Annotated in this window: 18 protein-coding genes and 2 pseudogenes; 13 read left to right on the top strand and 7 right to left on the bottom strand. The window is 63.2% G+C overall.

Features of this window, described 5'->3' with window-relative positions; genetic code table 11:
- Window positions 1-75: 75 nt before the first annotated feature.
- Together BG60_RS19310 and BG60_RS19305 are read left to right on the top strand one after the other, a co-directional pair.
- Window positions 76-1026: pseudogene (locus BG60_RS19310) on the top strand (ABC transporter permease subunit); the annotation flags it as partial.
- Window positions 1027-1154: 128 nt separating this feature from the next.
- On the top strand, window positions 1155-2048 hold the full coding sequence (locus BG60_RS19305; protein ID WP_404989962.1) for an ABC transporter substrate-binding protein: 894 nt from the start codon (window positions 1155-1157) through the stop codon (window positions 2046-2048).
- Window positions 2049-2060: 12 nt separating this feature from the next.
- Here the strand turns inward: BG60_RS19305 and BG60_RS19300 are convergent, their stop codons facing one another.
- The 3 genes from BG60_RS19300 to BG60_RS19290 all read right to left on the bottom strand — a co-directional run bounded on the left by BG60_RS19300 (window position 2061) and on the right by BG60_RS19290 (window position 5244).
- Window positions 2061-2975: an NHL repeat-containing protein gene (locus BG60_RS19300; protein ID WP_008349140.1), complete on the bottom strand. Its 915-nt coding sequence runs from the start codon at window positions 2973-2975 to the stop codon at window positions 2061-2063.
- A gap of 73 nt (window positions 2976-3048) precedes the next feature.
- On the bottom strand, window positions 3049-4287 hold the full coding sequence (locus BG60_RS19295) for an MFS transporter (protein ID WP_033536488.1): 1239 nt from the start codon (window positions 4285-4287) through the stop codon (window positions 3049-3051).
- Window positions 4288-4407: 120 nt separating this feature from the next.
- Window positions 4408-5244, bottom strand: a complete 837-nt coding sequence (locus tag BG60_RS19290) for an alpha/beta fold hydrolase (RefSeq protein ID WP_008349142.1) — start codon at window positions 5242-5244, stop codon at window positions 4408-4410.
- A gap of 223 nt (window positions 5245-5467) precedes the next feature.
- On the opposite strand from BG60_RS19290, the gene BG60_RS19285 reads away from it, so the two are divergent.
- The 7 genes and pseudogenes from BG60_RS19285 (at window position 5468) to BG60_RS19260 (ending at window position 11483) form a co-directional block, all read left to right on the top strand.
- A complete protein-coding gene (locus tag BG60_RS19285) occupies window positions 5468-5953 on the top strand; it encodes a molybdopterin-dependent oxidoreductase (RefSeq protein ID WP_034472389.1) in 486 nt (161 codons plus the stop codon).
- Window positions 5954-6318: 365 nt separating this feature from the next.
- Window positions 6319-7692: pseudogene (locus BG60_RS19280) on the top strand (two-partner secretion domain-containing protein); the annotation flags it as partial.
- 79 nt (window positions 7693-7771) lie between these two features.
- Window positions 7772-8737 carry a hypothetical protein gene (locus tag BG60_RS38775; protein ID WP_160172902.1) on the top strand — a complete coding sequence of 322 codons (966 nt, stop codon included), beginning with the start codon at window positions 7772-7774 and terminating at the stop codon, window positions 8735-8737.
- A complete protein-coding gene (gene imm45 / locus BG60_RS19275; RefSeq protein ID WP_034472387.1) occupies window positions 8734-9060 on the top strand; it encodes an Imm45 family immunity protein in 327 nt (108 codons plus the stop codon). Before BG60_RS38775 ends, imm45 begins: the two co-directional genes overlap by 4 nt.
- A 116-nt stretch (window positions 9061-9176) precedes the next feature.
- The gene (locus BG60_RS19270) at window positions 9177-10079 is read left to right on the top strand and encodes a hypothetical protein (RefSeq protein WP_152563219.1); all 903 of its coding nucleotides are present in this window, start codon (window positions 9177-9179) and stop codon (window positions 10077-10079) included.
- Complete coding sequence (locus BG60_RS19265; RefSeq protein WP_152563218.1) at window positions 10037-10864, top strand: hypothetical protein; 828 nt, start codon at window positions 10037-10039, stop codon at window positions 10862-10864. The genes BG60_RS19270 and BG60_RS19265 overlap by 43 nt, the downstream gene beginning before the upstream one ends.
- Before the next feature lie 217 nt (window positions 10865-11081).
- Complete coding sequence (locus BG60_RS19260; protein WP_008349149.1) at window positions 11082-11483, top strand: winged helix-turn-helix domain-containing protein; 402 nt, start codon at window positions 11082-11084, stop codon at window positions 11481-11483.
- On the opposite strand, the gene BG60_RS19255 is transcribed toward BG60_RS19260, so the two are convergent.
- A complete protein-coding gene (locus BG60_RS19255) occupies window positions 11480-12790 on the bottom strand; it encodes a DUF2325 domain-containing protein (protein WP_008349150.1) in 1311 nt (436 codons plus the stop codon). The genes BG60_RS19260 and BG60_RS19255 overlap by 4 nt on opposite strands.
- Window positions 12791-13011: 221 nt before the next feature.
- On the opposite strand from BG60_RS19255, the gene lpdA reads away from it, so the two are divergent.
- Window positions 13012-14766: a dihydrolipoyl dehydrogenase gene (gene lpdA, locus BG60_RS19250; protein WP_008349151.1), complete on the top strand. Its 1755-nt coding sequence runs from the start codon at window positions 13012-13014 to the stop codon at window positions 14764-14766.
- Here lpdA and BG60_RS19245 read toward each other — a convergent pair.
- Window positions 14763-18203 (bottom strand): response regulator, encoded by a 3441-nt coding sequence (locus BG60_RS19245; protein ID WP_008349152.1) that lies wholly within the window; start codon window positions 18201-18203, stop codon window positions 14763-14765. The genes lpdA and BG60_RS19245 overlap by 4 nt on opposite strands.
- A 401-nt stretch (window positions 18204-18604) precedes the next feature.
- On the opposite strand from BG60_RS19245, the gene BG60_RS19240 reads away from it, so the two are divergent.
- Window positions 18605-20014: an aromatic acid/H+ symport family MFS transporter gene (locus BG60_RS19240; RefSeq protein ID WP_008349153.1), complete on the top strand. Its 1410-nt coding sequence runs from the start codon at window positions 18605-18607 to the stop codon at window positions 20012-20014.
- A 62-nt stretch (window positions 20015-20076) separates the two neighbouring features.
- On the top strand, window positions 20077-20304 hold the full coding sequence (locus tag BG60_RS19235; RefSeq protein ID WP_033536506.1) for a hypothetical protein: 228 nt from the start codon (window positions 20077-20079) through the stop codon (window positions 20302-20304).
- A gap of 9 nt (window positions 20305-20313) precedes the next feature.
- Here the strand turns inward: BG60_RS19235 and BG60_RS19230 are convergent, their stop codons facing one another.
- Entirely contained in the window at window positions 20314-21072 is a 759-nt protein-coding gene (locus BG60_RS19230; protein WP_008349155.1) for a TetR/AcrR family transcriptional regulator, read from the bottom strand.
- A 140-nt stretch (window positions 21073-21212) separates the two neighbouring features.
- Window positions 21213-22427, bottom strand: a complete 1215-nt coding sequence (locus BG60_RS19225; RefSeq protein ID WP_063828781.1) for a trypsin-like serine peptidase — start codon at window positions 22425-22427, stop codon at window positions 21213-21215.
- A gap of 681 nt (window positions 22428-23108) precedes the next feature.
- Here BG60_RS19225 and BG60_RS37865 point away from each other — a divergent pair.
- Window positions 23109-23636: hypothetical protein (locus BG60_RS37865; protein WP_176569432.1), on the top strand; the 528-nt coding region annotated here is incomplete at its 3' end.

Below are 23636 nucleotides of genomic sequence, written 5' to 3'. Positions count from 1 at the left end.
AACACGACGAAACACCACGACAGCGCGCCGGTTGCGAAGGCGGAGAGCGTATCGCAGCGGCAGAACCGCATCGAGCATCGCGAACGCATGCAGGTGCTGATGCGAACCGCGGGCATGCTGCCCGTGCTGATCCTGCTGTGCATCGGCTTCGGCATCGTCACCGACGGCTTCTTCAGCTTCCAGAATCTGTCGATCGTCACGCAGCAGGCATCGATCAACATCGTGCTCGCGGCGGGCATGACCTTCGTGATTCTGACGGGCGGCATCGACTTGTCGGTCGGCTCGATTCTCTCGGCGGGCGCGGTCGCCGCACTGCTCGCATCGAACATTCCGGGATGGGGATGGCTCGGCATTCCCGCCGCGCTCGCCGTCGGTCTCGGCTTCGGCGTCATCAACGGATTGCTGATCGCGCTGCTCAAGCTGCCGCCGTTCATCGTGACGCTCGGTTCGCTGACCGCCGTGCGCGGTATCGCGCGGCTCATCGGTCACGATACGACGATCTTCAATCCGCAATTGCCGTTCGCGTTCATCGGCAACGACACGCTCTTCGGCGTGCCCTGGCTCGTCATCATCGCGCTGCTCGTCGTGCTGGTGTCGTGGTTCATCCTGCGACGCACGGTGCTCGGACTGCGCATCTATTCGGTCGGCGGCAATCCGGAAGCGGCGCGTCTTTCCGGCATCAAGGTGTGGGGCATCCAGCTTTTCGTCTACGCGATCTCGGGCCTGCTCGCCGGTCTCGGCGCCGTGATGTCGGCCGCGCGTCTCTACGCCGCGAACGGTTTGCAACTCGGCCAGTCGTATGAACTCGACGCCATCGCCGCGGTCATTCTCGGCGGCACGAGCTTCGTCGGCGGCGTGGGTTCGATCGTCGGCACGCTGGTCGGCGCACTCATCATCGCGGTGCTCTCCAACGGCCTCGTGCTGCTCGGCGTGTCGGATATCTGGCAGTACATCATCAAGGGCCTCGTGATCATCGGCGCGGTGGCGCTCGATCGTTACCGTCAGCGCGGCTCGGCTCGCACCTGATCTGGCTAAACCGGGCGCATTCGGGTCCGCTTGCGCCCGCCCTCAAAAATATGGACCACCCCGGAGACAACAACATGCGCAAACACAACAAGCTTTTCGCCAGCGTCGCACTCGCTCTCGGTTTCACGATGTCGCTATCCGCGCACGCCGCCGACAAGCAGTTGAAGTCCATCGGCATCACGGTCGGCTCGCTCGGCAATCCGTACTTCGTGACGATCTCGAAGGGCGCGGAAGCGAAGGCCAAGACGCTCAATCCGAACGTGAAGGTGACGGCTGTTTCGTCGGATTACGACATGAACAAGCAGTTCACGCAGATCGACAATTTCATTTCGGCGAAGGTCGACATGATCCTGCTGAACGCCGTCGATCCGAAGGCGATCGAGCCGGCGGTGAAGAAGGCGCAGAAGGCGGGCATCGTCGTGGTCGCGGTGGACGTCGCGGCGGCCGGCGCGGACGCGACCGTGCAGACCAACAATGTGCAGGCCGGCGAGATTGCCTGCGATTATCTGGCGAAGAAGCTCAACGGCAAGGGCAACGTGGTGATCGAGAACGGGCCGCAAGTGTCGGCGGTGATCGATCGCGTGAACGGTTGCAAGAGCGTGCTCGCGAAGAACCCGGGCATCAAGGTACTTTCCGACGATCAGGACGCGAAAGGCTCGCGCGAAGGCGGCATGAACGCGATGCAGGGTTATCTGACGCGTTTCCCGAAGCTCGACGGCGTGTTCGCGATCAACGATCCGCAAGCGATCGGCACCGACCTCGCGGCGAAGCAACTGCATCGGAACAACATCGTGATTACGTCGGTGGATGGCGCGCCCGATATCGAAACCGCGCTCAAGACCGACACGATGGTTCAGGCGTCGGCGAGCCAGGATCCGTGGGCGATGGCGCAGCAGGCGGTGAGCGTCGGCTACGATCTGATGAACGGCAAGAAGCCCGCCAACTCGACGATCCTGCTGCCGTCGACGCTCGTCACGCGCGACAACGTCGGCAGCTATAAGGGATGGTCGTCGCCGCGATGAGCGACACCGTCGCTATTTGATCGGCACCACGCGCAGCGCGCTCGGCTTGTCCGGCGCGCTCGACCGATCCACGACGACGAGCCGTTTGCGCGCGACGTCCACCGCCACGCCGCGCGGCGATTGCAGATCGTCGGCGATGACCGTCGCGCGGCCGCGCTTCGAGATGCTGCATACGGCGTGCGCGCCGCATTTCGTGAAGAGCCGGCCGTCGGGAGTCGCGGCCATCAGGTCGGGCGCTTCGACCGTCGCGAAGACATCGCTCGCCGGCACGGGCGCGCTCGCCGCCCGCGCCGACTGCAAGTCCACCTGATAGATGCGGTTCGCGGCCTGATCGCTGATGTAGAGCGTGTCGCCGACCGTAGCCAAGCCGACCGGCTTGCCCAATCCGGTGACGATGTCGCGCTCGATCACCTGCCGCGGCGCCGTGCCACGCGTAATCACGCTGACGCCGCCTTCTGCCGGCGCGCCACCCTCCTCCATGAACCAGCTCGACAGAAACGTGCCGCCATCGAGCACGAGCAGGCCGACACGCCGCCGCGCGGAATTCGTGTCCGATGCGAGCGCGACCTGACCGCTCGGCGCGACATCGTAGATCGCGGCCGACGTGCCGAAGCCGAATTGCTCGACGAGCAGATGACCGTTCGGCGCGAACGCGATCTGGCTCAGGCTCGTGCGTTCGCCCTCGGCTGCCGGAATGCGCGCGTAGAGCGAAAACGCGGGCGCGTCCTCTTCGCCGATATGCGACGTCATCACGACGCCGTTGGTCCGGTCGTCGGTGACGAACACGGCGCCGTCCGAATCGCGCACTGCGACGCCGTTTGGCGTGCCCGCGAGCGGGACGGTTTGCACGGCCGCGTCCGGCGCGACGGAGCCGCACGCCGCGAGGAACATCGTCATTGCGATTGCCGCCATCAGCCGACGCTTCATGCGCTTCTCCCGTCGATGAGCCCGGCGCAAGGGCGTCGGACCGAACGACCAATATAGCGCGGCTTGCGACAGGTCAATCCGGCGAAGCGTCGTATCCGCGCTTGAATGCGGACGCCCGGGCCGGCCGTTCCCATGCCGCCAGCCGTTGCAGCGCGACGAGTCCGAGCAGCGCGAGCGCGAGTCCCAACGTGAAATCAGCGTGTACGCCCGCACGGTCGACGATCGTGCCGCCGACCGCCGATCCCACCGCAATCGCCACCTGGATGATGCTCACGAACATTGCGGAGCCCGCTTCGGGCAAGTCCGCCGTGCCGCGCTGAATCCACACGCTGAAGCACAGCGGCAAGGCGCCGAACGCAATGCCCCACAGCAGCATCCCCGCCGTTTCGCCGATGATCGAGTGCTCCAGCAGCAGCATCGACGAAATCGCGCCGAGCAGCAGCAACACCATCGCGGCGACCGACTTCTTGAGATGACCGGAGACGACCATCGACATCAGCGCATTCGAGAAGAAGCCGACGAGGCCGAAGCCGAAGAGCAGCAGCGTGATCGTGCTCAACGAGAAGTCCTGTTCGAGCAGCGGCGCGATGTACGTGTAGGTCGAGAAATGCGCGCCGAAAACGAGCGCGACCATCAGCATGCTCAATCGCGTGTGAGGACGCGCGAGCAGCTTTCTGAAATCGGCGATGCGCAACGCCGATGCCGACGGCAACGAAGGCACGAGCAGCGCCTGTGCAATCAGCGCCACGGCGACGAGTCCCGCCGTCGCCGCGAACGAGAAACGCCACGACGCGAACGACGCGATGAACGTGCCGAGCGGCACGCCGACGACCGTCGCGAGCGTCACGCCGGTCAGAATGGTCGCGGTGGCCTTCGCTGCATCTTTCGGCTGCACGAGTCGCGGCGCGGCGGCGGTCGCAAGGGTCCAGAAGCCGCCCAACGCGGCGCCGAGCATGGCGCGGCCCGCGAGCATGACCGGCAGATTGTTCGCGACGGCGCTGACGAGGTTCGCGATCAGAAGGACGGCGGTGAGGAGCAGGAAGACATATCGCCGATCCATTCGGCCCGCGCTGACGATGAGCGTCGGGGCGAATATCGCGGCCATGACGCCGGGCGTCGTCACCATGAGACCCGCGACGCCGGGCGACACGCCGAGATCGTGCGCGATCTGCGGCAGCAAGCCGACGGGCAGGAATTCGGCCGTCACGAACGCGAACGCGCTCACGGCCACGGCGATGACGGCGAGCCATTGGCGCATCGACGTCGAACGTCCTTCCGGCGATGCTGCAATTGCTGGTGTATCGATTTGCATGATGGCACTGAGGCTAGATTGGAGTTGGCCACTTTAAGCGCGCTTCCAATCGGGAAAAAGCCGTGTGCCTTGAACAGAGATGCCGGCGCGGACGAACAATGTCCGCGCCGGCTGCGTGAATCAGCCCTGCACGAATGCGAGCAGGTCTGCGTTGAGGACGTCCGCGTTGACGGTCAGCATGCCGTGCGAGAAGCCCGGATACGTCTTCAGCGTGCCGTTCTTCAGCAGCTTGATGGACTTCAGCGCGGCATCGGCGATCGGCACGATCTGGTCATCCTCGCCATGCAGAACGAGCGTGGGGACGGAGATCGACTTGAGATCTTCGGTCTGATCCGTTTCCGAGAACGCCTTGATGCCCTCGTAGTGCGCCTTGGCGCTGCCCATCATGCCCTGACGCCACCAGTTCTGGATGACGCCCTGATGCACCGTCGCGCCCGGGCGGTTGAAGCCGTAGAACGGACCTGCGGGCACATCGACGAAGAACTGCGCGCGGTTGTCCGCGAGCCCTTTGCGCAAACCGTCGAAGACGTCGATAGGCAGGCCTTCCGGGTTGGCTTCCGTCTTCAGCATGAGCGGCGGCACAGCGCTGACGAGGACCGCCTTCGCGACGCGTCCCGCCGGTTCGCCGTGCTTCGCGACATAGCGGGCGACTTCACCGCCGCCCGTCGAATGTCCGATATGGATTGCGTTGCGCAGATCGAGCGCCTCGACGACCGCGAAGGCGTCGGCGGCGTAGTGATCCATGTCGTGACCGTCCGAGACTTGCGACGAGCGGCCGTGTCCGCGCCGGTCGTGCGCGATCACGCGATATCCCTTCTGGACGAAAAACAGCAATTGCGCGTCCCAATCGTCGGAAGAAAGCGGCCAGCCGTGATGGAAAACGATGGGCTGCGCGTCCTTCGGGCCCCAATCCTTGTAGAAAATTTCGACGTTATCTTTGGTCGTGACGAACGGCATGACAATCCTCTCTCGTTGATGGGATGGAGCGGGATGCCGGCTGGGCGGATCGCTCAGCCGGCTGCGACGTTCTCGCGGGTAGAACAGTACACGTTTGCCCATTTTGTTGCCCAATCGTGCGCCGGGCATGCCGATTATGTGCGGACAGAAATGTCATCGGTGCGACATCGTAATATATTCCCGGATATAGCCCATTTCGCGCGACCCCATGTTTCGAGGAATCATGTCGTCATCGAGCCAGAGCAATTCGAGTAGCCCATATATCGAGATCGGCGGCGCGGTGCAAAGGCCGCTGACGCTCGATGTCGCCGCAATGCGCGAATTCGGGCGCGTGAGCATCGAACCGTTCGATCTCGTGTGCTTTTCGACGGGCCGCTACATTCGACCGATGGGAAGCTATCGCGGCGTGCCATTGCCCGTGCTGCTCGACGCCGCGGGCGTGCGCCGGCCGGACAACACCGATTTCAAGCGCACCGTGTTCCTCGCGCACGCGCACGATGGCTATGCGGTGACGTTCTCCTGGCACGAGCTTTTCAATACGCCGATCGGCGCGCAGGTGATTGTCGCGTATGAGTGCGAGGATCGCGAACTTGGCATCGAGGACGGATTGCCGGTGCTCGTTTCCGGCGCGGACACGGTGCGCGCGCCGCGCCATCTGAAGCGCCTCGCGCGCGTCGATGCCCACGTTCTGGGTGCGTCGCATCGATGAACGGATCGGCCGATAGCATGCTGTTCGCGCGGGAAATCGGCGCGACGATCACTTCGGCGAAGGAAGTCGCGCTTGCGCGAGGCGTTGAGACGACGTGTGCGCCGGGTTGTCCGCGATGTGAGGATTTTGTGATCCGGTATCCGGACACGCCCTAGATCGCCGCGCACAGACCGGGACTCGCGCTCGTTCGTTCCAAACTCAGAATTTCCCCACTCGAATAGGCGCCTCGCATCTCGCGAGGCGTTTCTTCTTTCAGAGTTATCCGTATGAATTTTCAGTTAAGGATGGCTGAAAATTCGGAGTTCTCTGCCGCTAAGCAGTGGCGCGCAGACGCTGACCCCGCCGACTCAATCCCGAAAAGAATCATGAATAAGGGTTTTTACAAACTCGTCTATAGCCGCGTGCGGCACATGCTCGTCGCCGTCGCGGACTTCGCCAGCGCTCATCGCACCGCGCCCGGCGCGCGTCGTCCCGCGACGCGCTCTCATCACGCCGGGTCCGTGCCCGCATTGCGCGCGCTCGTTCTCGCCGCGATGGTCCTTATCGGCAATGTCATCCTGAGCGCGCCGTCAATTGCACAGATAGTCGCGGTGCCCGGCTCGGGCGCTCAAGTCATACAGACGCAAAACGGGTTGCCGCAAGTCAATATCTCGCGACCCAGTTCGGCGGGCGTGTCGGTCAACAATTATTCACAATTCGACGTCCAGCGCCAGGGCGCGATCCTGAATAACGCTGCAACCATCACGCAGACGCAACAGGCCGGATACGTGAATGGCAATCCGAATCTGACGCCCGGTCGTGAGGCGCGGATCATCGTCAATCAGGTGCAGAGTAATTCGCCGTCGCAATTGCGCGGGTATCTCGAAGTGGCGGGATCGCGCGCAGAGGTGGTCGTCGCGAATCCGCAAGGGATTCTGGTCGACGGCGCGGGTTTCATTAATACGTCCCGAGCCGTGTTGACGACCGGAACGCCGAATTTCGGGCCATCGGGGAATCTGACGGGCTTCAACGTCACAGGCGGGACGATCACGGTACAAGGCGCCGGTCTCAATGTGACGAACGTCGATCAGGTCGATCTGTTGAGTCGCGCTATTCAAGCCAACGCGGCGATTTATGCGAACAACCTTAACGTGGTCGCGGGCGCGAATCAGATCGATCACGACACGCTCAACGCTACGCCGATCGCGGGCGCTGGTCCGGCGCCGTCGGTGGCGATCGACGTCGGCGCGCTCGGTGGCATGTATTCGAATCGCATCTATCTGACATCCAACGAATACGGTGCGGTCACGCTGCGAGGCGGAAGCATCGCCAATCACGGCACGGTGAACGCGCAGACGGACTTGCAAGTCACGGGCGCCTCGCTCGATAACAACGGCGGAACGCTTCACGCGGCGAACAACGTGACCGTCGATGCCGGCGCGCAGTTGACGAACAACGGCGGGACGATCTCGGCGGGCCAGCGCGCCAAGCTCAACGCGCGCACGCTCGATAACAGCGGCGGCACCACGCAAGCCGCGCAACTGGCCATCACGGCCACGAATCTGGCCAATCGGGCGGGCGTCATCACGCAGACGGGCGCGGGGCCGATGTCTGTCGCGGTGTCGGGCACGCTCGACAATTCGAACGGCGGCAGGCTGGAGAGCAACAGCACCGACCTTACGCTCGCTCCCGCCACGCTCATCAACGACGGCGGCACGATCACGCATGCCGGCAACGGCACGCTGATCGTCGATGCGGGCAAGCAAGCTGCCGGACCTGCAGAATCTGCTGAATCAGCAGGCGAGCACACAGCAGGCGGCGGCGATCGTCGCGCAGACGGTGGCGACACAGATCGGCAATTATGCGGATGGCAAGAAGCGAGAGGCAGAAGCTTCGGGCGATCAGGCCACGGCGGATAAGTGGAAGGAAGGTGGCGAGTATCGGGTTGCGATGCATGTAGCCGGTGGGGCTGCGGTGGCGGGACTCGGTGGTGGCAGTGTTGCGGGTGGAGCGGCGGGAGCGGGGATATCGGCGGCGTTGGCGGGCAATCTGAACGATGTGAGCAACGCGATCACGGGCGCGAGTCCGACCGGCAATGCTGATGCGGATCGAGCGTTGGGTAATATCATCGCGAATGCGCTGGCTACGGGTGCGGGCGCGGCGGTGGGCGGTAACAGCGGTGCATCGATCGGTTCAGCTGTCGACATGTACAACGCTGAGCCGCATTGCACGAACCAGAAGTGTGAAGGCAGTACTCCCGGTTCGGTTTCGGCGGGGATACGCAATGGTATGGTTTCGTTAGCCGAGATGGCCGTGAACCTGCCCAATGGCGGGCCATTTGCAACGCCCGACGATCCGGGGTATATCTCGCTGGATGGGCTTCGCGTGCCCTATGCAGCGGGCGATCAAGTCGGGCCGAACGTGGAGTTCTGGGCTGCGGTGCTGGCGACCAGAGGCGCGGGAAAGGGCGCGGCGGCTGAAGCCAAAGCACTTACAGAAGCGGAAGCGTTCGAAAGATCGCTTGTAACTCTGCCGGCAGGGGAGCGAGTTGCTCAGGTGAAACAGACCGCGCAGACCGTAGCTGCTGATAACAACTGGACCAAGGATTCACAACTCAGCCGTCTTAACGGACGGGATGTATATCGAGCGGACGACGGGACGCTTTATGCCGTTGATTCGCAGCATGGACGCTTCGAGCAAGTCAACGGAAAGACCGGCGCGCATATGGGCGAAGTTAGTATGCGTGGCTTGACGCCAACAAAGCCTGCGGATATGTCAGGGCGACACGACCTCAAATTGAAATGACGACTTGGAAAAAACTAATCGAGAGCGCTGATTCCGAACTGACGCGAGGCATGTTGCTTCGGTTTGCGGCAGGAGAGTCATTCGAAAGCCACGTAGTTATGATGGTTTGTGAAGCCCCCGACAAGTCAGATCGACTTGGCCTGATAACGATCAGCGGCTATAAGGCTGGGATCAACTGCTATGTTGTGTTTCCGAACGGAACTGCTCCATATCAGGTTTCGATTCGATGGCTTATCGATAACTGGCAGCTTTGGGTCTGGCCTAATGGTGACGTCAATGAAGTTGAAATTCATCAGCCATTGAATGCTTTCGAGATCGAGTAAAAACAAACCCAGCCTAGCGCGGAAGCTTCGCGCCGGGTTTGTTGTTTGTAGCGTCGCCAACGCGGCGCCAGTCGGGCGTTAGCAACTGGAAGGAAGGTGGCGAGTATCGGGTTGCGATGCATATCGCCGGTGGCGCTGCGGTGGCCGGACTCGGTGGTGGCAGTGTCGCGGGTGGAGCGGCGGGAGCGGGGATATCGGCGGCGTTGGCGGGCAATCTGAACGATGTGAGCAACGCGATCACGGGCGCGAGTCCGACCGGCAATGCAGACGCGGATCGAGCGTTGGGTAATATCATTGCGAACGCGCTGGCTACGGGTGCGGGCGCGGTGGTGGGCGGTATCAACGTGAAGGGGAACACGGAGCTGGCGGGTGCGTACATCTCGAGCGATGCGGATTCCACGAAAAACAGCCTCACGACGGGCACGCTGACGTTCAGCGATATCACGAACACGTCGAACTACGACGCGAGCAGCAGCGGTTTCAGCGCGGGCGGCTCGATGGGGGCGTCGTCAAGCGGCAAGGCCAACGGCGTGAGTTCGTTGTCCAATGGCGGGGGCGTCTCTCCGATGATCTCGCAGAACGACAGCGGCAATGAGACGGCGAGGACCAAGAGCGCGATCAGCGCGGGGACGATCACGATTACGGACAGCGCGCATCAGACGCAGGATATCGCGAGCCTGAATCGTGATACCACGGATCTGAACGGCACGGTCAGCAAGCTGCCGGATCTGGCGAATCTGCTGAATCAGCAGGCAAGCACGCCGCAGGCGGCGGCGATCGTCGCGCAGACCGTGGCGACACAGATCGGCAATTATGCGGATCGCAAGAAGCGAGAGGCAGAAGCTTCGGGCGATCAGGCCACGGCGGATAAGTGGAAGGAAGGTGGCGAGTATCGGGTTGCGATGCATATCGCGGGCGGGGCGGCGGTCGCGGGACTGGGTGAAGCATCACCAGCGCGGCGCAAGGTGCCGCGGGCGTGGGAATATCGGCGGCGGCTGCGGGTAAGCTCAATGAGTTGAGTCACGACATCGCGGCATCGAGTCCGACCGGTAACGCAGACGCGGATCGAGCGCTCGGCAACATTATTGCGAACGTGCTCGCCACGAGTGCGGGCGCCGTCGCGGGTGGCGCTACCGGGGCGGCGACTGCATCTAGTACTGACATGTTGAATCGGGAGTTGCATCCGAATGAATATGCGCGAGCGAAGAAGGACGCGAAGATCGTTGCACAGCAGCTTGGTATCAGCGAGCAGGAAGCCGAAGGTCGGATCGTGGCGGAGATGTTACGCAACTCGGATCAGCAGACGGCTGCTGCGTCGGGCGGCGTTCACGACTATGAAGTGCGCAGTATCATTGGTTGCCAGAATCTGAACTGCAACGGTTACAAGAACGATCCGCAGTACAGCAACCACGACTACAACAGTCAGTACATCGCGGGCAATCAGAGCGCCTATAACGCGGGGCAGAGCCAGCTTGGCCATGGACAGACGTATAACGATCTGGCCCAGAGTAATGTCAAGAACAACCCGATCAGTACGACGATTGCCGGAGCTGGCATGATCGGCTTGGGGATTGTTACAGGTGGTGGTGCACTTGCATCATTGGGAATGATGGCGGCGGGTTCTGCTATTGGAATGGGGGCTAATGCGGCTGTTCAACTATATCGCGGCCAACCCTTTGACTGGGCGGGTATTCACCGGGCACACTCTTCCGCGTCGATGACATCGCGATCGGCAACGCTGGAACGCGCGCGGCTTCGACGGCAAGCAGATGCTAACGGGCGAGCGCGACTTCCACTGGCGTAACGAAATGCAAGCGCCGCTCGGGCAGTCGCGCCAATCTCTCTACCCGATCATCGACCGTCCGCGATGACCACCTCGCGCCTCCCGTCAGCCGGAGCCACATGCATGTCGCAAACACGGCCTTGCATATTCCCCGATGCCGTCCTATCCGGACAACCGATAACGCCCGCAAGCCCCTCATCAAACGCCCCTCCGATTTCCTTCGTGTATCCTCTCGGGCATGGCGACGACCCTGAAAACACCGGAAAACGCATCAGACACCGACGCGGCGAACCAGCCGATCGAAGTGCGCTTTCGCATGCGCATCACGAAAGGCGAGACCATCGCCATCGGTCCGGGCAAGGTGTCGCTGCTCGAAGCGGTGCGCAAGCACGGCTCGATATCGGCGGCGGCGCGCAGCCTCGACATGTCGTACCGGCGCGCGTGGCTGCTCATCGACGAGCTCAATCGCTCGCTCAAATCGCCCGCGACCATCTCCGAACAAGGCGGGCAAAGCGGCGGCGGCTGCGTGCTGACGCCCGTCGGCGAAAGCATCGTGCGGCTTTATCGCGATGTCGAAACACAGGCGCAAGCCGCGTGCGCCGAGCAGATCGAATCGCTCACGCAGTTGCTCAAGCCCTAACCGTGTCGTAAGCAGAACGCCGACGGCGGCGGCGCGCTCGCCTGACCGCCACGCGCGCCAATCATGAGCCGTCCGACGAACTCCACGAAACTCGCGACGCTCGCGGTGCGCAACGGCGAATACTCGACGCCATGCCGGTCGCAGACGCGCTTGAGCATGCTCATCGAATCGTGATCGATGCAATCGACGGGAAACAGCACGACATCCGCGTTCGGCAGCGCGGCCGCGAGCAAGCCCTTGCGATCTTCGATGCCGCCGTCATGGCCGATCAGCTCGCCGCCCGCAGCCTCCACCAGCGCCTTCAGCACCGCATTCGAATTCGGCCTTCCGCCGACATAGACGATGCGCCTGCCGCTCACCCATTCCATCGCGCGTCGGCGCACGTCGGGGCGATCGCAGGCACCGAGCGTCGCGCGTTCCAGCGCCGCGCACTCGGCCTGTACGACCTTCAGCAGCGCCTGAACTTCGCCCAGCTTGTTGCGCAATGCGCGTGTCTCGTCCTCGTCCCGGAGCGCGCGCTGCTCGGCGGCTTCGCGGCGGCTCGTGTGCAGCGCGAGCCTGCGTTCACCGTCCTCGATTTTTTCGCGCAGGCGCTCGACTTCGGCTTCGAGCTGCGCCGTCGGCATATCCGCCTTGCGTTGCCCGAACGCTGCGAGTTGCAGCGCGTGCTCGCTCGCCTGTCTGACGGACGCATCGCGTTCCGCGCTCAGTTCGAAAAGACGCGCCTGCTGCCGATCGATCTTTTCCCTAAGCTCCTGATTCTCCGCTTCGAGCGCGACGAGCCGCCGGATATCCGCGCGATTCGCCGCGCCGACGAGATGCGACAGCATATGAAGTTCGCCGAACGCGGACTGGCGCACTGCGATCGTCGCGTGCGGATGCGACATCACCGCCCAGTACGCGGGCGGAATATCGCCGGACTTCAGCGCCTCGTTCCACAGATCGAGCAGCGCCTGCGTATCGCGCGCGGCGTCAAAACGGCGGATCGCGCCTGAATAGCGTTCGTCGAGCGCCTTGTTCAGCGCCTTCGCGCCCGCGCCGCCCGCGATCGCGAGTTCGACAGCGGCGTGATGAATCTCCAGATCGCTCGCGTGATGGCGGTCCAAATCGGTGAATCTGGGCACGAGCTTGCGTAGCTCGCCCGTCGAAAGACAAGTGCCGATTACCGAGCAATGCAGATGCGAATCCAGTTCGGCAAGACGCGCGCGACGACGCGAGGCGCGAAGATCGGATTCGGTCGGCTGACAGCACGCATCGCATAGGCCGGGCGCGCTCGAGCGTGCAAGTTGAAACGGAGGGGTCCGCATGATCACCTCGTGCTTTCGTGTTCCGCAATATACCATCGAATATAACGATGACTCAAAGCCGAGGCGATGCGCGAGTCGAGGGCCGTATCCCGCGCGCGCGGTCCGGACACGGCGTATCCTTGTGTCCTTCGGCGCGTCAGGCCGGCCGGACAAGGCCGCGTCCGCAAGGCACGCAGCCGGACATTTCCCATCGCGACGAATTGCTCAACAGGAGAATCTGAATGGCCAGGGTTGAAGTCAAGGTTCCGCAGCTTTCCGAATCCGTCACCGAAGCGACGATGTTGCCGTGGAAGAAAAATGCGGGCGACGCCGTGGCGCAGGACGAAATTCTCATCGAGCTGGAAACGGACAAGGTCGTGCTCGAAGTGCCCGCGCCATCGGCCGGCGCGATCGTGGAAGTGCTGAAGAAAGCAGGCGACATCGTTCACGCGGACGAAGTCATTGCGGTCATCGATACGGACGCGAAGGCATCGGCATCGGCATCGGCGCCCGCGTCTGCTCCCGCTCCCGCGTCTGCCCCGGCGCCTGCGCCTGAAAAGCCCGCCGCCGCGTCAGGTCAGAAGGCCGATTTCGACGTGATCGTCATCGGCTCCGGGCCCGGCGGCTATATCGCCGCGATCCGCGCCGCGCAGCTCGGCCGCAAGGTGGCGTGCGTCGAGGAATGGATCAACCACGCCGGCAAGCCGAAACTCGGCGGCACCTGTCTGAACGTCGGCTGCATTCCGTCGAAGGCGCTGCTCGCGTCATCGGAGCAATTCGAGAAGGCGCAACTCCATTTCGACGAGCTCGGCATCAACCTGGACAACCTTTCCGTCGATGTCGGCAAGATGGTCGGCCGCAAGGAAGCGATCGTCGAGAAGATCACGGGCGGCGTCGAGTTCCTCTTCCGCAAGAACAAGATCACTTGGATCAAAGGTCACGGCAAGCTCGCGGGCAAGGACGGCGCGAGCTTCAGGATCGACGTCGGCGGTGAAACGCATACCGCGCAGCATGTGATCATCGCGACGGGCTCGAAGGCGCGGCATCTGCCGAACGTGCCGGTCGACAACAAGATCGTCTCCGACAACGAAGGCGCGCTCGCCTTCACGTCCGTGCCGAAGAAGCTCGCCGTGATCGGCGCGGGCGTGATCGGGCTGGAGCTCGGCTCCGTGTGGCGCAGGCTGGGCGCGGAAGTGACGATTCTCGAAGCGCTGCCCGAATTCCTCGGCACGACCGACTCCGCGCTGCAAAAGGAGGCCGCGAAGCTCTTCAAGAAGCAAGGTCTCACGATTCATCTCGGCGTGAAAATCGACGGCGTGAAGACGACGGATTCGAGCGTCTCGATCTCCTACAAGGACAAGGACGGCAACGCGCAGACGCTCGACGCGGATCGTCTGATCGTGTCGATCGGCCGCGTGCCGAACACGGACGATCTCGGTCTCGATTCCATCGGCTTGTCGGTCGATGAACGCGGCTTCATTCCGGTCGACGGCCATTGCGCGACGAAAGTCCCGAACGTCTACGCGATCGGCGATGTCGTGCGTGGCCCGATGCTCGCGCACAAGGCGGAGGACGAAGGCGTGCTGGTCGCGGAGATCATCGACGGGCAGAAGCCGCACATCGACTACAACTGCATTCCGTGGGTGATCTACACGCATCCGGAAATCGCGTGGGTCGGGCAGACGGAGCAGGCGCTGAAGGCGGAAGGCCGCGCATTCAAGGCCGGCCAGTTTCCGATGCTCGCCAACGGCCGCGCGATGGGCATCGGCGAAACGGACGGCTTCATCAAGATCCTCGCCGATGCGAAAACCGACGAGATTCTCGGCGTACACATCATCTCGGCAAACGCGTCGGATCTGATCGCGGAAGCCGTCGTCGCGATGGAGTTCAAGGCGGCGAGCGAGGATATCGGGCGCATTTGCCACCCGCATCCGTCGCTGTCGGAAGTGATGCGCGAAGCGGCGCTCGCCGTCGACAAGCGCGCGCTGAATATCTAAACGCGCCGCGCCATCCACACGCGCAACAGCGAGTAAAGCCGGTCGATGTCGATCGGCTTCGCCAGATAATCGCTCGCGCCCGCCGCGAGGCATTGCTCCTGATCGTCCTTCATCGCCTTCGCGGTGATCGCGATCACCGGCAGCTTCTTGAAGCGCGCGTCCTCGCGGATACGCCGCGTCGCTTCGAGTCCGTCCATGCCGGGCATCATCACGTCCATCAACACGACGTCGATGTCCGGATTCTTGTCGAGCGCCTCGATTGCCTCGAAACCGTTGCGGCCGATATCCACCTTCAATCCCTGATGCTCCAGCGCGCTCGATAGCGAGAAGATGTTGCGAATGTCGTCGTCGACGAGCAAAACGCGGCGGCCATCCAGCACGCGGTCGCGCGAGCGCGAAACATGCAGCATCGCCTGACGATCCGCGGAAAGATCCGTCTCGACCTTGTGCAGGAACAGCGTGACTTCATCGAGCAGACGCTCGGGCGAACGCGCGCCCTTGATGATGATCGACTGCGAGTAGCGCATCAGTTCCGCTTCCTCGTCGTGCGTCAGATTGCGGCCCGTGTAGACGATCACCGGCGGGAACGAATACGCGTCGATCGCGGCCATCTGGCGCAAGAGGTCGCCGCCCTGCATATCGGGCAGCTTCAGGTCGATGATCATGCAATCGAAGATCGTCGTCTTCAGCAGTTCGAGCGCGTCGCGGCCGAACTCGACCGGCGTGATCTCCACGTCCGTATCGCTGATGAGTTCGACGATGCTCTGACGCTGACGCGCATCGTCCTCGACGAGCAGCACGCGCTTGATCTTCTGGCTGCTCTTCTCTTCGAGGCGCTGGAAAATCGCCGTCAGTTGCTCGCGCGTCGTCGGCTTCACCGCGTAACCGATCGCGCCGAGATGCAGCGCGGCCTCACTTCTGTCCGACGCCGACACGACATGCACCGGAACGTGCCGCGTCTTCGGATTCGCCTTGAGTTCCTGCAGCAGCACGAGCCCCGAGCGGTCGGGCAAGGCGATGTCGAGCAGGATCGCGTTGGGCGCGCTGTCCTGCGCGAGCTTGAGCGCCTCGCGCGCCGTGCCGCTCACGATGCATCGATAACCCAGTTCGTGCGCCAGATCGAGCAGCACTTGCGCGAAGCCCGGCTCGTCTTCGACCACGAGCACGAGACGTCGCCCGGGCGTGACATCGAAGCGATCGTCGTCGATGACGTGGAGCGCTTCGATCGGCGCCTCTTCTTCGACGACCACGGGCGCGGGCGCTTCCGCTACGGCGCTCGGCAACGCGTCGGACGCGCCGTAGACGAGCGGCATCGTCAGCGTGAACGTGCTGCCGGCGCCCTGCGCGCTGCGCACCGCGATATCGCCGCCGAGCAGATGCGCGAGACTGCGCGAAATCGACAAGCCGAGACCCGTGCCGCCGTAGTGACGGCTCGTGGTGCCGTCGGCTTGCTGGAACGCTTCGAAGATCGCTTCGAGCTGATCCGGCGCAATGCCGATGCCGGTATCCGTCACGACGAACTGCACCGCGCCCTCGCCTGCGCGCTTGAGCGTGAGCGAGACCGCGCCCGCATCCGTGAACTTGACCGCGTTCGACAGCAGGTTCTTCAGAATCTGTTCGAGACGGCGGAAATCGGTCGTGAGCGTCGGATAGTCGTCGATATCGTTGCGCAGTTCGAGCCGGAGCTTCTTCTGCCGCGCGAGCGGATCGAAGGTGCGCGCAAGCGAATCCATGATGCGCTGCAAGGGCACGTCCTCGATATGCAGATCGAGCTTGCCCGCCTCGACCTTCGAGAGATCGAGAATGTCGTTGATGAGATTGAGCAGATCGTTGCCCGCGGAATAAATCGTCTGCGCGTACTTGACCTGGTCTTTCGTCAGATTGCCGGGCTTGTTCTCCGACAGCAGCTTCGCGAGAATCAGCGAACTGTTCAGCGGCGTGCGCAGTTCGTGCGACATGTTCGCGAGAAACTCCGACTTGTAGCGGCTCGCGCGCTGCAGCGCTTCGGCGCGCGTTTCGAGTTCGCCCTGCGCGGCATTGAGCGCGACGTTGCGTTCGTCGAGCACGCGCGCCTGTTCCGCGAGCCGATCGTTGGTCTGTTCGAGTTCGGCCTTCTGATTCGCCAGATAAACGTGCGCCTGCGAAAGCGCGGTCGTCTGCTGTTCGAGTTCCTCGTTGGTCGTGCGCAGTTCTTCCTGCTGCATCTGCAGCTCTTCGTTCAACTGCTGCGTTTCTTCGAGCACGCGTTGCAGGCGCTCGCGATACTGCGCCGCCTCGACGAAATCGCCGATATTCCCCGCAATCGACTTCAGGAACTGCTCGTCGCGTTCGGTCAGCTTGTGCATCGCGCCCAGTTCGATGGCGCCGTTCGCCTGGCCTTCGTTCTCTATCGGCACGATCGCGAGACTCGCGGGCGCGCTCGCGCCGAGCGCCGATGTCACCTTCCAGTAACCAGCGGGCACGTCGTTCATGCTCGTCAGCTTGCGCGCGTGCACCGCCTGCCCGACGAGGCTTTTCACGCCCGCGAGCGATTCGGGAACCGGCGCGCTGTCGGGATCGAAGCCGAAGCTCGCGGTGCGCTTCAACGCGCCGTCGGCTTCGAGCACATAGAACGCGCCCATCGAAATCTTCAGGTAATCCGCGAGAAAATCGAGGATCGTCTGACAAAGCTGATCGAGCGATTGCCGGCCGATGACTCTCTCTGCAAGCCGCGTCTGCCCTTCGCGCAGCCAGGCCTGTTCCTGAAGCGCGCGCGTCTGCCGTTCCTGCTCGCCGATCGCCGCGCCGAACGCGCTGGAAAGCTGCATCAATTCGCGTCTGCCGAAGATTGCGAGAATCACGGACAGCGCGAGACTCAGGATCAGGAAGACGACGACGGTGATCGTCGTGAGCTGTTTCGCCGATTCCACGCGCTGCAGCCGCAAGGCCTGCTCGATGTTGAGAAACGCGAAAAGCTCGCGCTCGGTCTCCGCGCGTTCGGCCGATCCGCGCCCCGCGCGCACCAGCGGAACGGAATCCTGCGCGCGGCGGCGGGCATCGATGAGCTCGTCGGCGACCTTGTCCCACTGCGTCTGCAAGGCGCGAATGCGAATCAGGCGATCGACTTGCGGCGCGTTGTCGGAGACGAGATCGGCGAGCGTGTCGATATCGGCGCTGAGCTTCGGCTTCGCGGTGTCATACGGCGCGAGAAAGCTCTCGTCGCCGGTAATCAGATAGCCGCGAATCGCGCTTTCCTTCTCGCTGACGAGCCGGCCGATTTCCTGCGCATTGCCGATCACGCGCTCCGAATGCTCGACCCAGTTGATGCCCGACAGCAGATACAGCACGAGCGCGACGAACGCGACGGCCGTCACGACGCCCGTTCCGAGCGGCAGCGCGATGTTGCGAAAGAGGATGCGACGAAAGCTGGCCTCGTCGACGCCGGACCGCAATGGCATAAACAGCTCCGATGTGGCGTGAAGGTCGCGTGCCGGGCAGATGTCTGGAAGCGGCCCGCACGACGGCGACGATCGCGAAAGTTGTAGTTCTTGTTTCAGCCGCTGCGCATGATACCCGGTTCGCCCGCGCCGCGTAGCGGGCCTCCGGCACGCTCGCGAAGCGTCGCATCGCTTCCTTTCAGCACATTCGTTCGAATGCTTTCATCGCGCTGAACGCCTGTGCGGAGCGCCCGCTCAGCGCGCGTCGAGAACTATTTTTTTCCGCATTGCGTTTATTAATTATAGGTACATATAATAAACCAGCGTCGAAACCGGTGGGCCCCCGCTTCGCGTGAACACCGGCATGTCGCCGGCCTGGTGACAATGGACGGCGAAGCGCCGTCGACAACGAGGAGTTGGTCATGTCGCAAGCAGAGCTTCACACCGGCCCGGCATTCCCGCCGCGCGCCGGGCATTCGACGGCGTCCGATCGGGGCGATGCGTGGAGCGGGAGCGTGCCTGTCGAGGAGTTCATCGACGCGCACCGCTTCTCGCGCTTTCAATGGACGCTGATGGGCGTGTGCTTTCTGATCGTGCTGATCGACGGCATGGACACGGCGGCCATCGGCTATATCGCGCCGGCGCTCGTCAAGGGCTGGGGCATCACGAAGGGCGCGCTCGCGCCCGTTCTAAGCGCCGCGCTCTTCGGGCTCGCGGCGGGCGCGGTCGTTTCCGGGCCGGCGGCGGATCGCTTCGGACGGCGCGCGGTGCTCATCGCCGCGACCGCCTTCTTCGGCGCGATGAGTCTCGCGACCGCGTTCTGCGGCTCGGTCGAATCGCTCGTCACGCTGCGCTTTCTGACCGGCATCGGTCTGGGCGCGGCGATTCCGAACGCGATCACGCTCGTCTCCGAATACGCGCCGGCAAAGAGCCGCTCGATCATCGTCAACACGACGTATTGCGGCTTCACGGTCGGCGCGGCGCTCGGCGGCTTCATTTCATCGTGGCTGATTCCCGCATTCGGATGGCATAGCCTTTTCGTCGTCGGCGGCGTGGTGCCGCTCGTGCTCGCGCTGTTCGTCGCGATGCTCGTTCCGGAATCGGTGCGCTATCTCGTCAAGCGCGGCGCGTCCAAAGAGAAAATCTGGGCGCCGCTTTCGAGGATCGCGCCGCTCGATCTCGCGCGCATCGATTCGTTTCGTCTGTCCGAGCGCACGCAAACGCACGCGAAATCGTCGGTCGGCGCGATTCTCTCGCGCAATTTCGTCGTCGGCACGCTGATGCTGTGGCTCGTGTACTTCATGGGCCTCGTCATCTTCTATCTGCTGATGAGCTGGATGCCGCTGCTCATGAACGAAGCCGGCTTCACGCCCGAGCGCGCCGCGCTGCTCACCGCGCTCTTTCCGCTCGGCGGCGGCATCGGCACGATCGCATCGGGGTGGCTGATGGATCGCTGGAACGCGAACGTCGTCGTGATGCTCGGTTATCTGCTGACCGCCGTGCTGATCTTCGTGGTCGGGCAGGCGATCGGCAGCATCGGGCTCGTGAGCGCGCTGATCTTTCTCGCCGGCACGACGATGAACGGCGCACAATCGTCGATGCCCTCGCTCGCCGCGATGTTCTATCCGACGCAAAGCCGCGCAACCGGCGTTTCGTGGATGTATGGCGTCGGGCGCTTCGGCGGCATCGCGGGCGTCGCGCTCGGCGGATTGTTCGCGCAGTGGAAGCTCGGCCTGCCGGCGGTGTTCGCGCTGCTCGCCGTGCCCTCGGTGATCGCGGGCATCGCGCTGTTCGTCAAGCTGAAGGCGCACCCGGAGACGGAACGCGCGTGATTCTCGCGGGCCGCGCACGACGCGCGGTCCGCATCATCTCTTTGAAACGACAGGAAGCAAAGATGAGTCAGGAACTGGAAGTGTTGACCGGCAAGCTGCATGGCCTCACCGCCGCGCTCAGCGTGATCGCGGCGGCGTTGCCGCAACAGGCATCGGCGGATGTGCAGGAAACATTGCGCGACATGATCGGCGAAACGGCATCGTCGGACTTGCCCGGCGCGACGCTCGCATCGATGCATTCGACCATCGCGCAAGTGATCGAGTCGATGGAAATCGGTTTGCGGCGCTGAACCTTGCTTTTATGCGGCGCGTGCGGGGCGCGTCGTCTTCGGCTTCGCGACCTTCTTCGCGCTGGCCGGAGATGACGCGCTCGCCTGCGCCTCCAGACCGCCGACGATGAAGTTCGTCAACTGCTCCAGCGTTTCGTTCGCGTCCCACGGATCGCACGCGCCCTTGGCGAGCACGTCGAGACGATGCGTGTCGGAGAACGCGTAGAGATACGCGCCGATCATCATGGTCACACGCCAGTAGAGATCTTTCGCGGGCAGGCCGGGCAGCGCGGCGCGCAGCGCTTCGACGTAGGCATCGGTCGAATCGCCGTAAGCGGTGCTGCGCAGGCTGTACGAGATTTCGGGCGGCTCCGTGTGCAGGCGCGCCTGCAGACGAATGAACGCGCGGCCGCCGTCCGTCTTGCGCAGCGCGACGAGCGGCAGCAGAAACGCGCGCACGATATCGCGCACGTTCGCCTCTTTTCCATCGATCAGTTCATTGAGCAGCGTCACGCGCTCTTCGGAGATCAGCATCGCGCGGCGCAGGAACACCTGCTCGAAAAGCTGCTGCTTGGTGCCGAAGTAATACGTGATGAGCGCCTGCGTGACGCCGCACGACGCGGCCACTTCCTTGAGCGATGTGCCCGCGTAACCGCGCTGCGAGAAATCGACCTCGGCTGCGTCGAGGATGTTCTCACGTTGATTGATATTGCCCGCCGGGCGGCCGAGCCGCTTGCGCTTGCTCGATGCGCCGTGTGCGCGGACGTGAGTGGTGTCGTCTTTCGTCATGCCTGAGCGATGCTGCCGATGAAGTGAGAAGCCGGTTCGCTTCGTATTCTACGGGCGTTTGAGGCATGCTCCAGCGAATTCGTCGGAAAAGGCGAAGTGGCCCGCGCGCCGTTCGAAGCGAACGGGCCACCGCGACCGGCCTAGTTGCAATATCCCTGCGATGCGTACGTGCCGCCGCCCGGCGCGGCGGTCGAACACAGCGTGTTCAGCAGCGACGCGATGTTGCCTGCTCCGTAATTGCCATAAGTCGCGTTCGGATACTGCGTGTTCTGACGGAACTGCGACGCGTAGTTGTCCTTGATCGCGTTCGGATCGGACGAGCCCCAGGACGTCACGCCGATGATCGACAGATTCGACGCATTGCCGATGACCGCGCCCCCGGAAAGCACGGCATCGCGCGGCCTGAAGTTGACGATCCACGGTCCGCCGCTTGCGCCGCTCGTGAGATTGCTGCCCTGCCAGAGTTGCGATGCGCCGCTCACGGTCGTCGTATAGGCCGGGCCATCGGTGCGCTGCATGATCGCGCCGCCGTCGAGCAAGGTCGGATAGCCGAAGGTCGTGACGGCGGCTGTCTGAAGATTCCCGGTCTTCGGCGACGATATGAAGGAATAGTTGTTCCAGCCATAGCTCAAATAGCCGGTGATATCGCCGATAAACTGATTCGACGCGTTCTTCGCGATCGCGATGACGGCGATGTCGTTGTTGCGCGCCGAGCCCGAGCCGGTATCGGTGCCGTTCGCCCACGCCGATGGCCGCACGAGCGCCGCCCAGTTCCACGTTCCATAAGGCGCGATCTGAGCAGACGTGGCGCCGGACGCGCCGTAGTGTCCGGGGCGGAATTGCCAGTTCGAGAACAGCGAACTTCCGCTGCCGAAGCTCTGGATGCAGTGCGCCGCCGTGACGATCACACTTCTGCGAATCAGGCTCGCGGTGCAGTAGCCGGCGCTGAAGGTCAGCTTGCCGATCGCCCGATACGGATACGTCGTGCTGAGATAGTTCGCGCTCGTGGTGCCCGCCGCGCTCTGGTTGCCGTCCTGCACGCGGCCGGTCGAATAGGGTATGCCGAAGGTGCCATACGCTCTCGTCTGCGCATTGCTCACGATGCCGGCCGGCGTGTTGACGCCCGGCGTATAAGGCCCGGCGCTGGTTTCCGGCATGATCGCGGATGTGTCCGGCGGCGCGAGCACATTGACGACCGGCTTAAGATTCGACAGATCCGCCGGCGCCTCGCGCGATGCCGTCTGATTCGGATTCACCACGGCTTCGTCGTCTGCATGAGCGACGCCTGCGCTCGCCATCGACAGAGCGACAAGCGCCGTCGCCTCCACGCACGCGACTCGTTTCGATCTCTTCATGACACCCTCCGGTTGAAAGATACGATGTGTCGGCTGACGCATCGATCCGCCGTTCTTTGGTATTCCTAAGTCTTATGAACAACACTGGGCCGGCTTGTCGATCTTGCGTTCGTGTTCTGATTCGTCGGATGCTTGGCTGCGCACTTTGCTTCGACGAATGCGCGCGCGTCTATGCAATAGATCAGGAAAGCGAACGATAAATAACTCTAGTTCAAATTTGCGCCAATCTCGATCCCGGTCTTTGATCAGCGGATAGAGACGATATCCCCGTCCGATTGACCGGTCGTGCGCTCGGAGTGCGGTCTACGGCACAGAGCGCGTTTGACGCTTCGCATCCATACAGATAGCCTACATTCACCTTTCTACGGAAGCCAGCAACGGGTGCGCGATACGCGTGACATTCGGCATCGCGAAGATTCATCGACATGCGATGCATCTGCTGGCTGGCCGCCGCGCCTGCGCGCGATTCTGACGTGCAAGACCGGGACGAGCGTATGAACTTACGACGCTTCCGGCCGTCCGCAAACGTTCTCTGAGCGCTCGCGCACTGCGCGAAATGACGACGCCCTCGCGTCCGGTTAATTACCGCACAGAACGCACCGTACAGCCTGTCATTCTTGCCCCACATCGCGTTCGACTCTGCATCCGACGCGTGGCGAAGAAACACTACAAGGGGCACAAATGAGCAATCCTAAAAAATTCAAATTGAATACTGCGATCAAACTCAGCGTCATCGTGATCGCGGCGGCCATGTCGAATTTCGCGTCCGCGCAAACGACGGGGAATCCTTGCAACCAGACTTCCGAGGGATGCGTGCCGCTCGGCACGAGCGCCGTGATGATGGTTGCGGCGGCGGACTCGCAGACGCGTGTATCGCCGACGACGGATCCGACCGTCGAAACGGTGTCGGCGGTCGTGCCGTTGCTCGAGGGCGGTCGCGGTGGCGAGGGATCGCCTGGAGCGGCTTCGGGCGGCGGAAATTCGAGTGGCTCGGGATCGGGTGCGGGTGCGGGTGCGGGCGCGGGCGGCGGTCAAGGCTCGTCCAGCAGCGGTCCGGGCGCGACGGCGGGGGCTGGCGGAAGCACGAGCGGCGGAGGCACCGGAACCGGCACAGGATCGGGTGGAACAGGTAACGGCAGTCAGGGCGCTGGAGATTCCGGTGGCGACTCCGGCGGGGACTCGGGCGGCGATTCGAGTGGACATGGGCAC

Source organism: Caballeronia zhejiangensis, from assembly GCF_000698575.1.
In the GTDB taxonomy this organism is placed as follows: domain Bacteria; phylum Pseudomonadota; class Gammaproteobacteria; order Burkholderiales; family Burkholderiaceae; genus Caballeronia; species Caballeronia zhejiangensis.
Note: the sequence above shows the minus strand (reverse complement) of the source record. Positions and strands in the feature narration are given on the sequence as shown.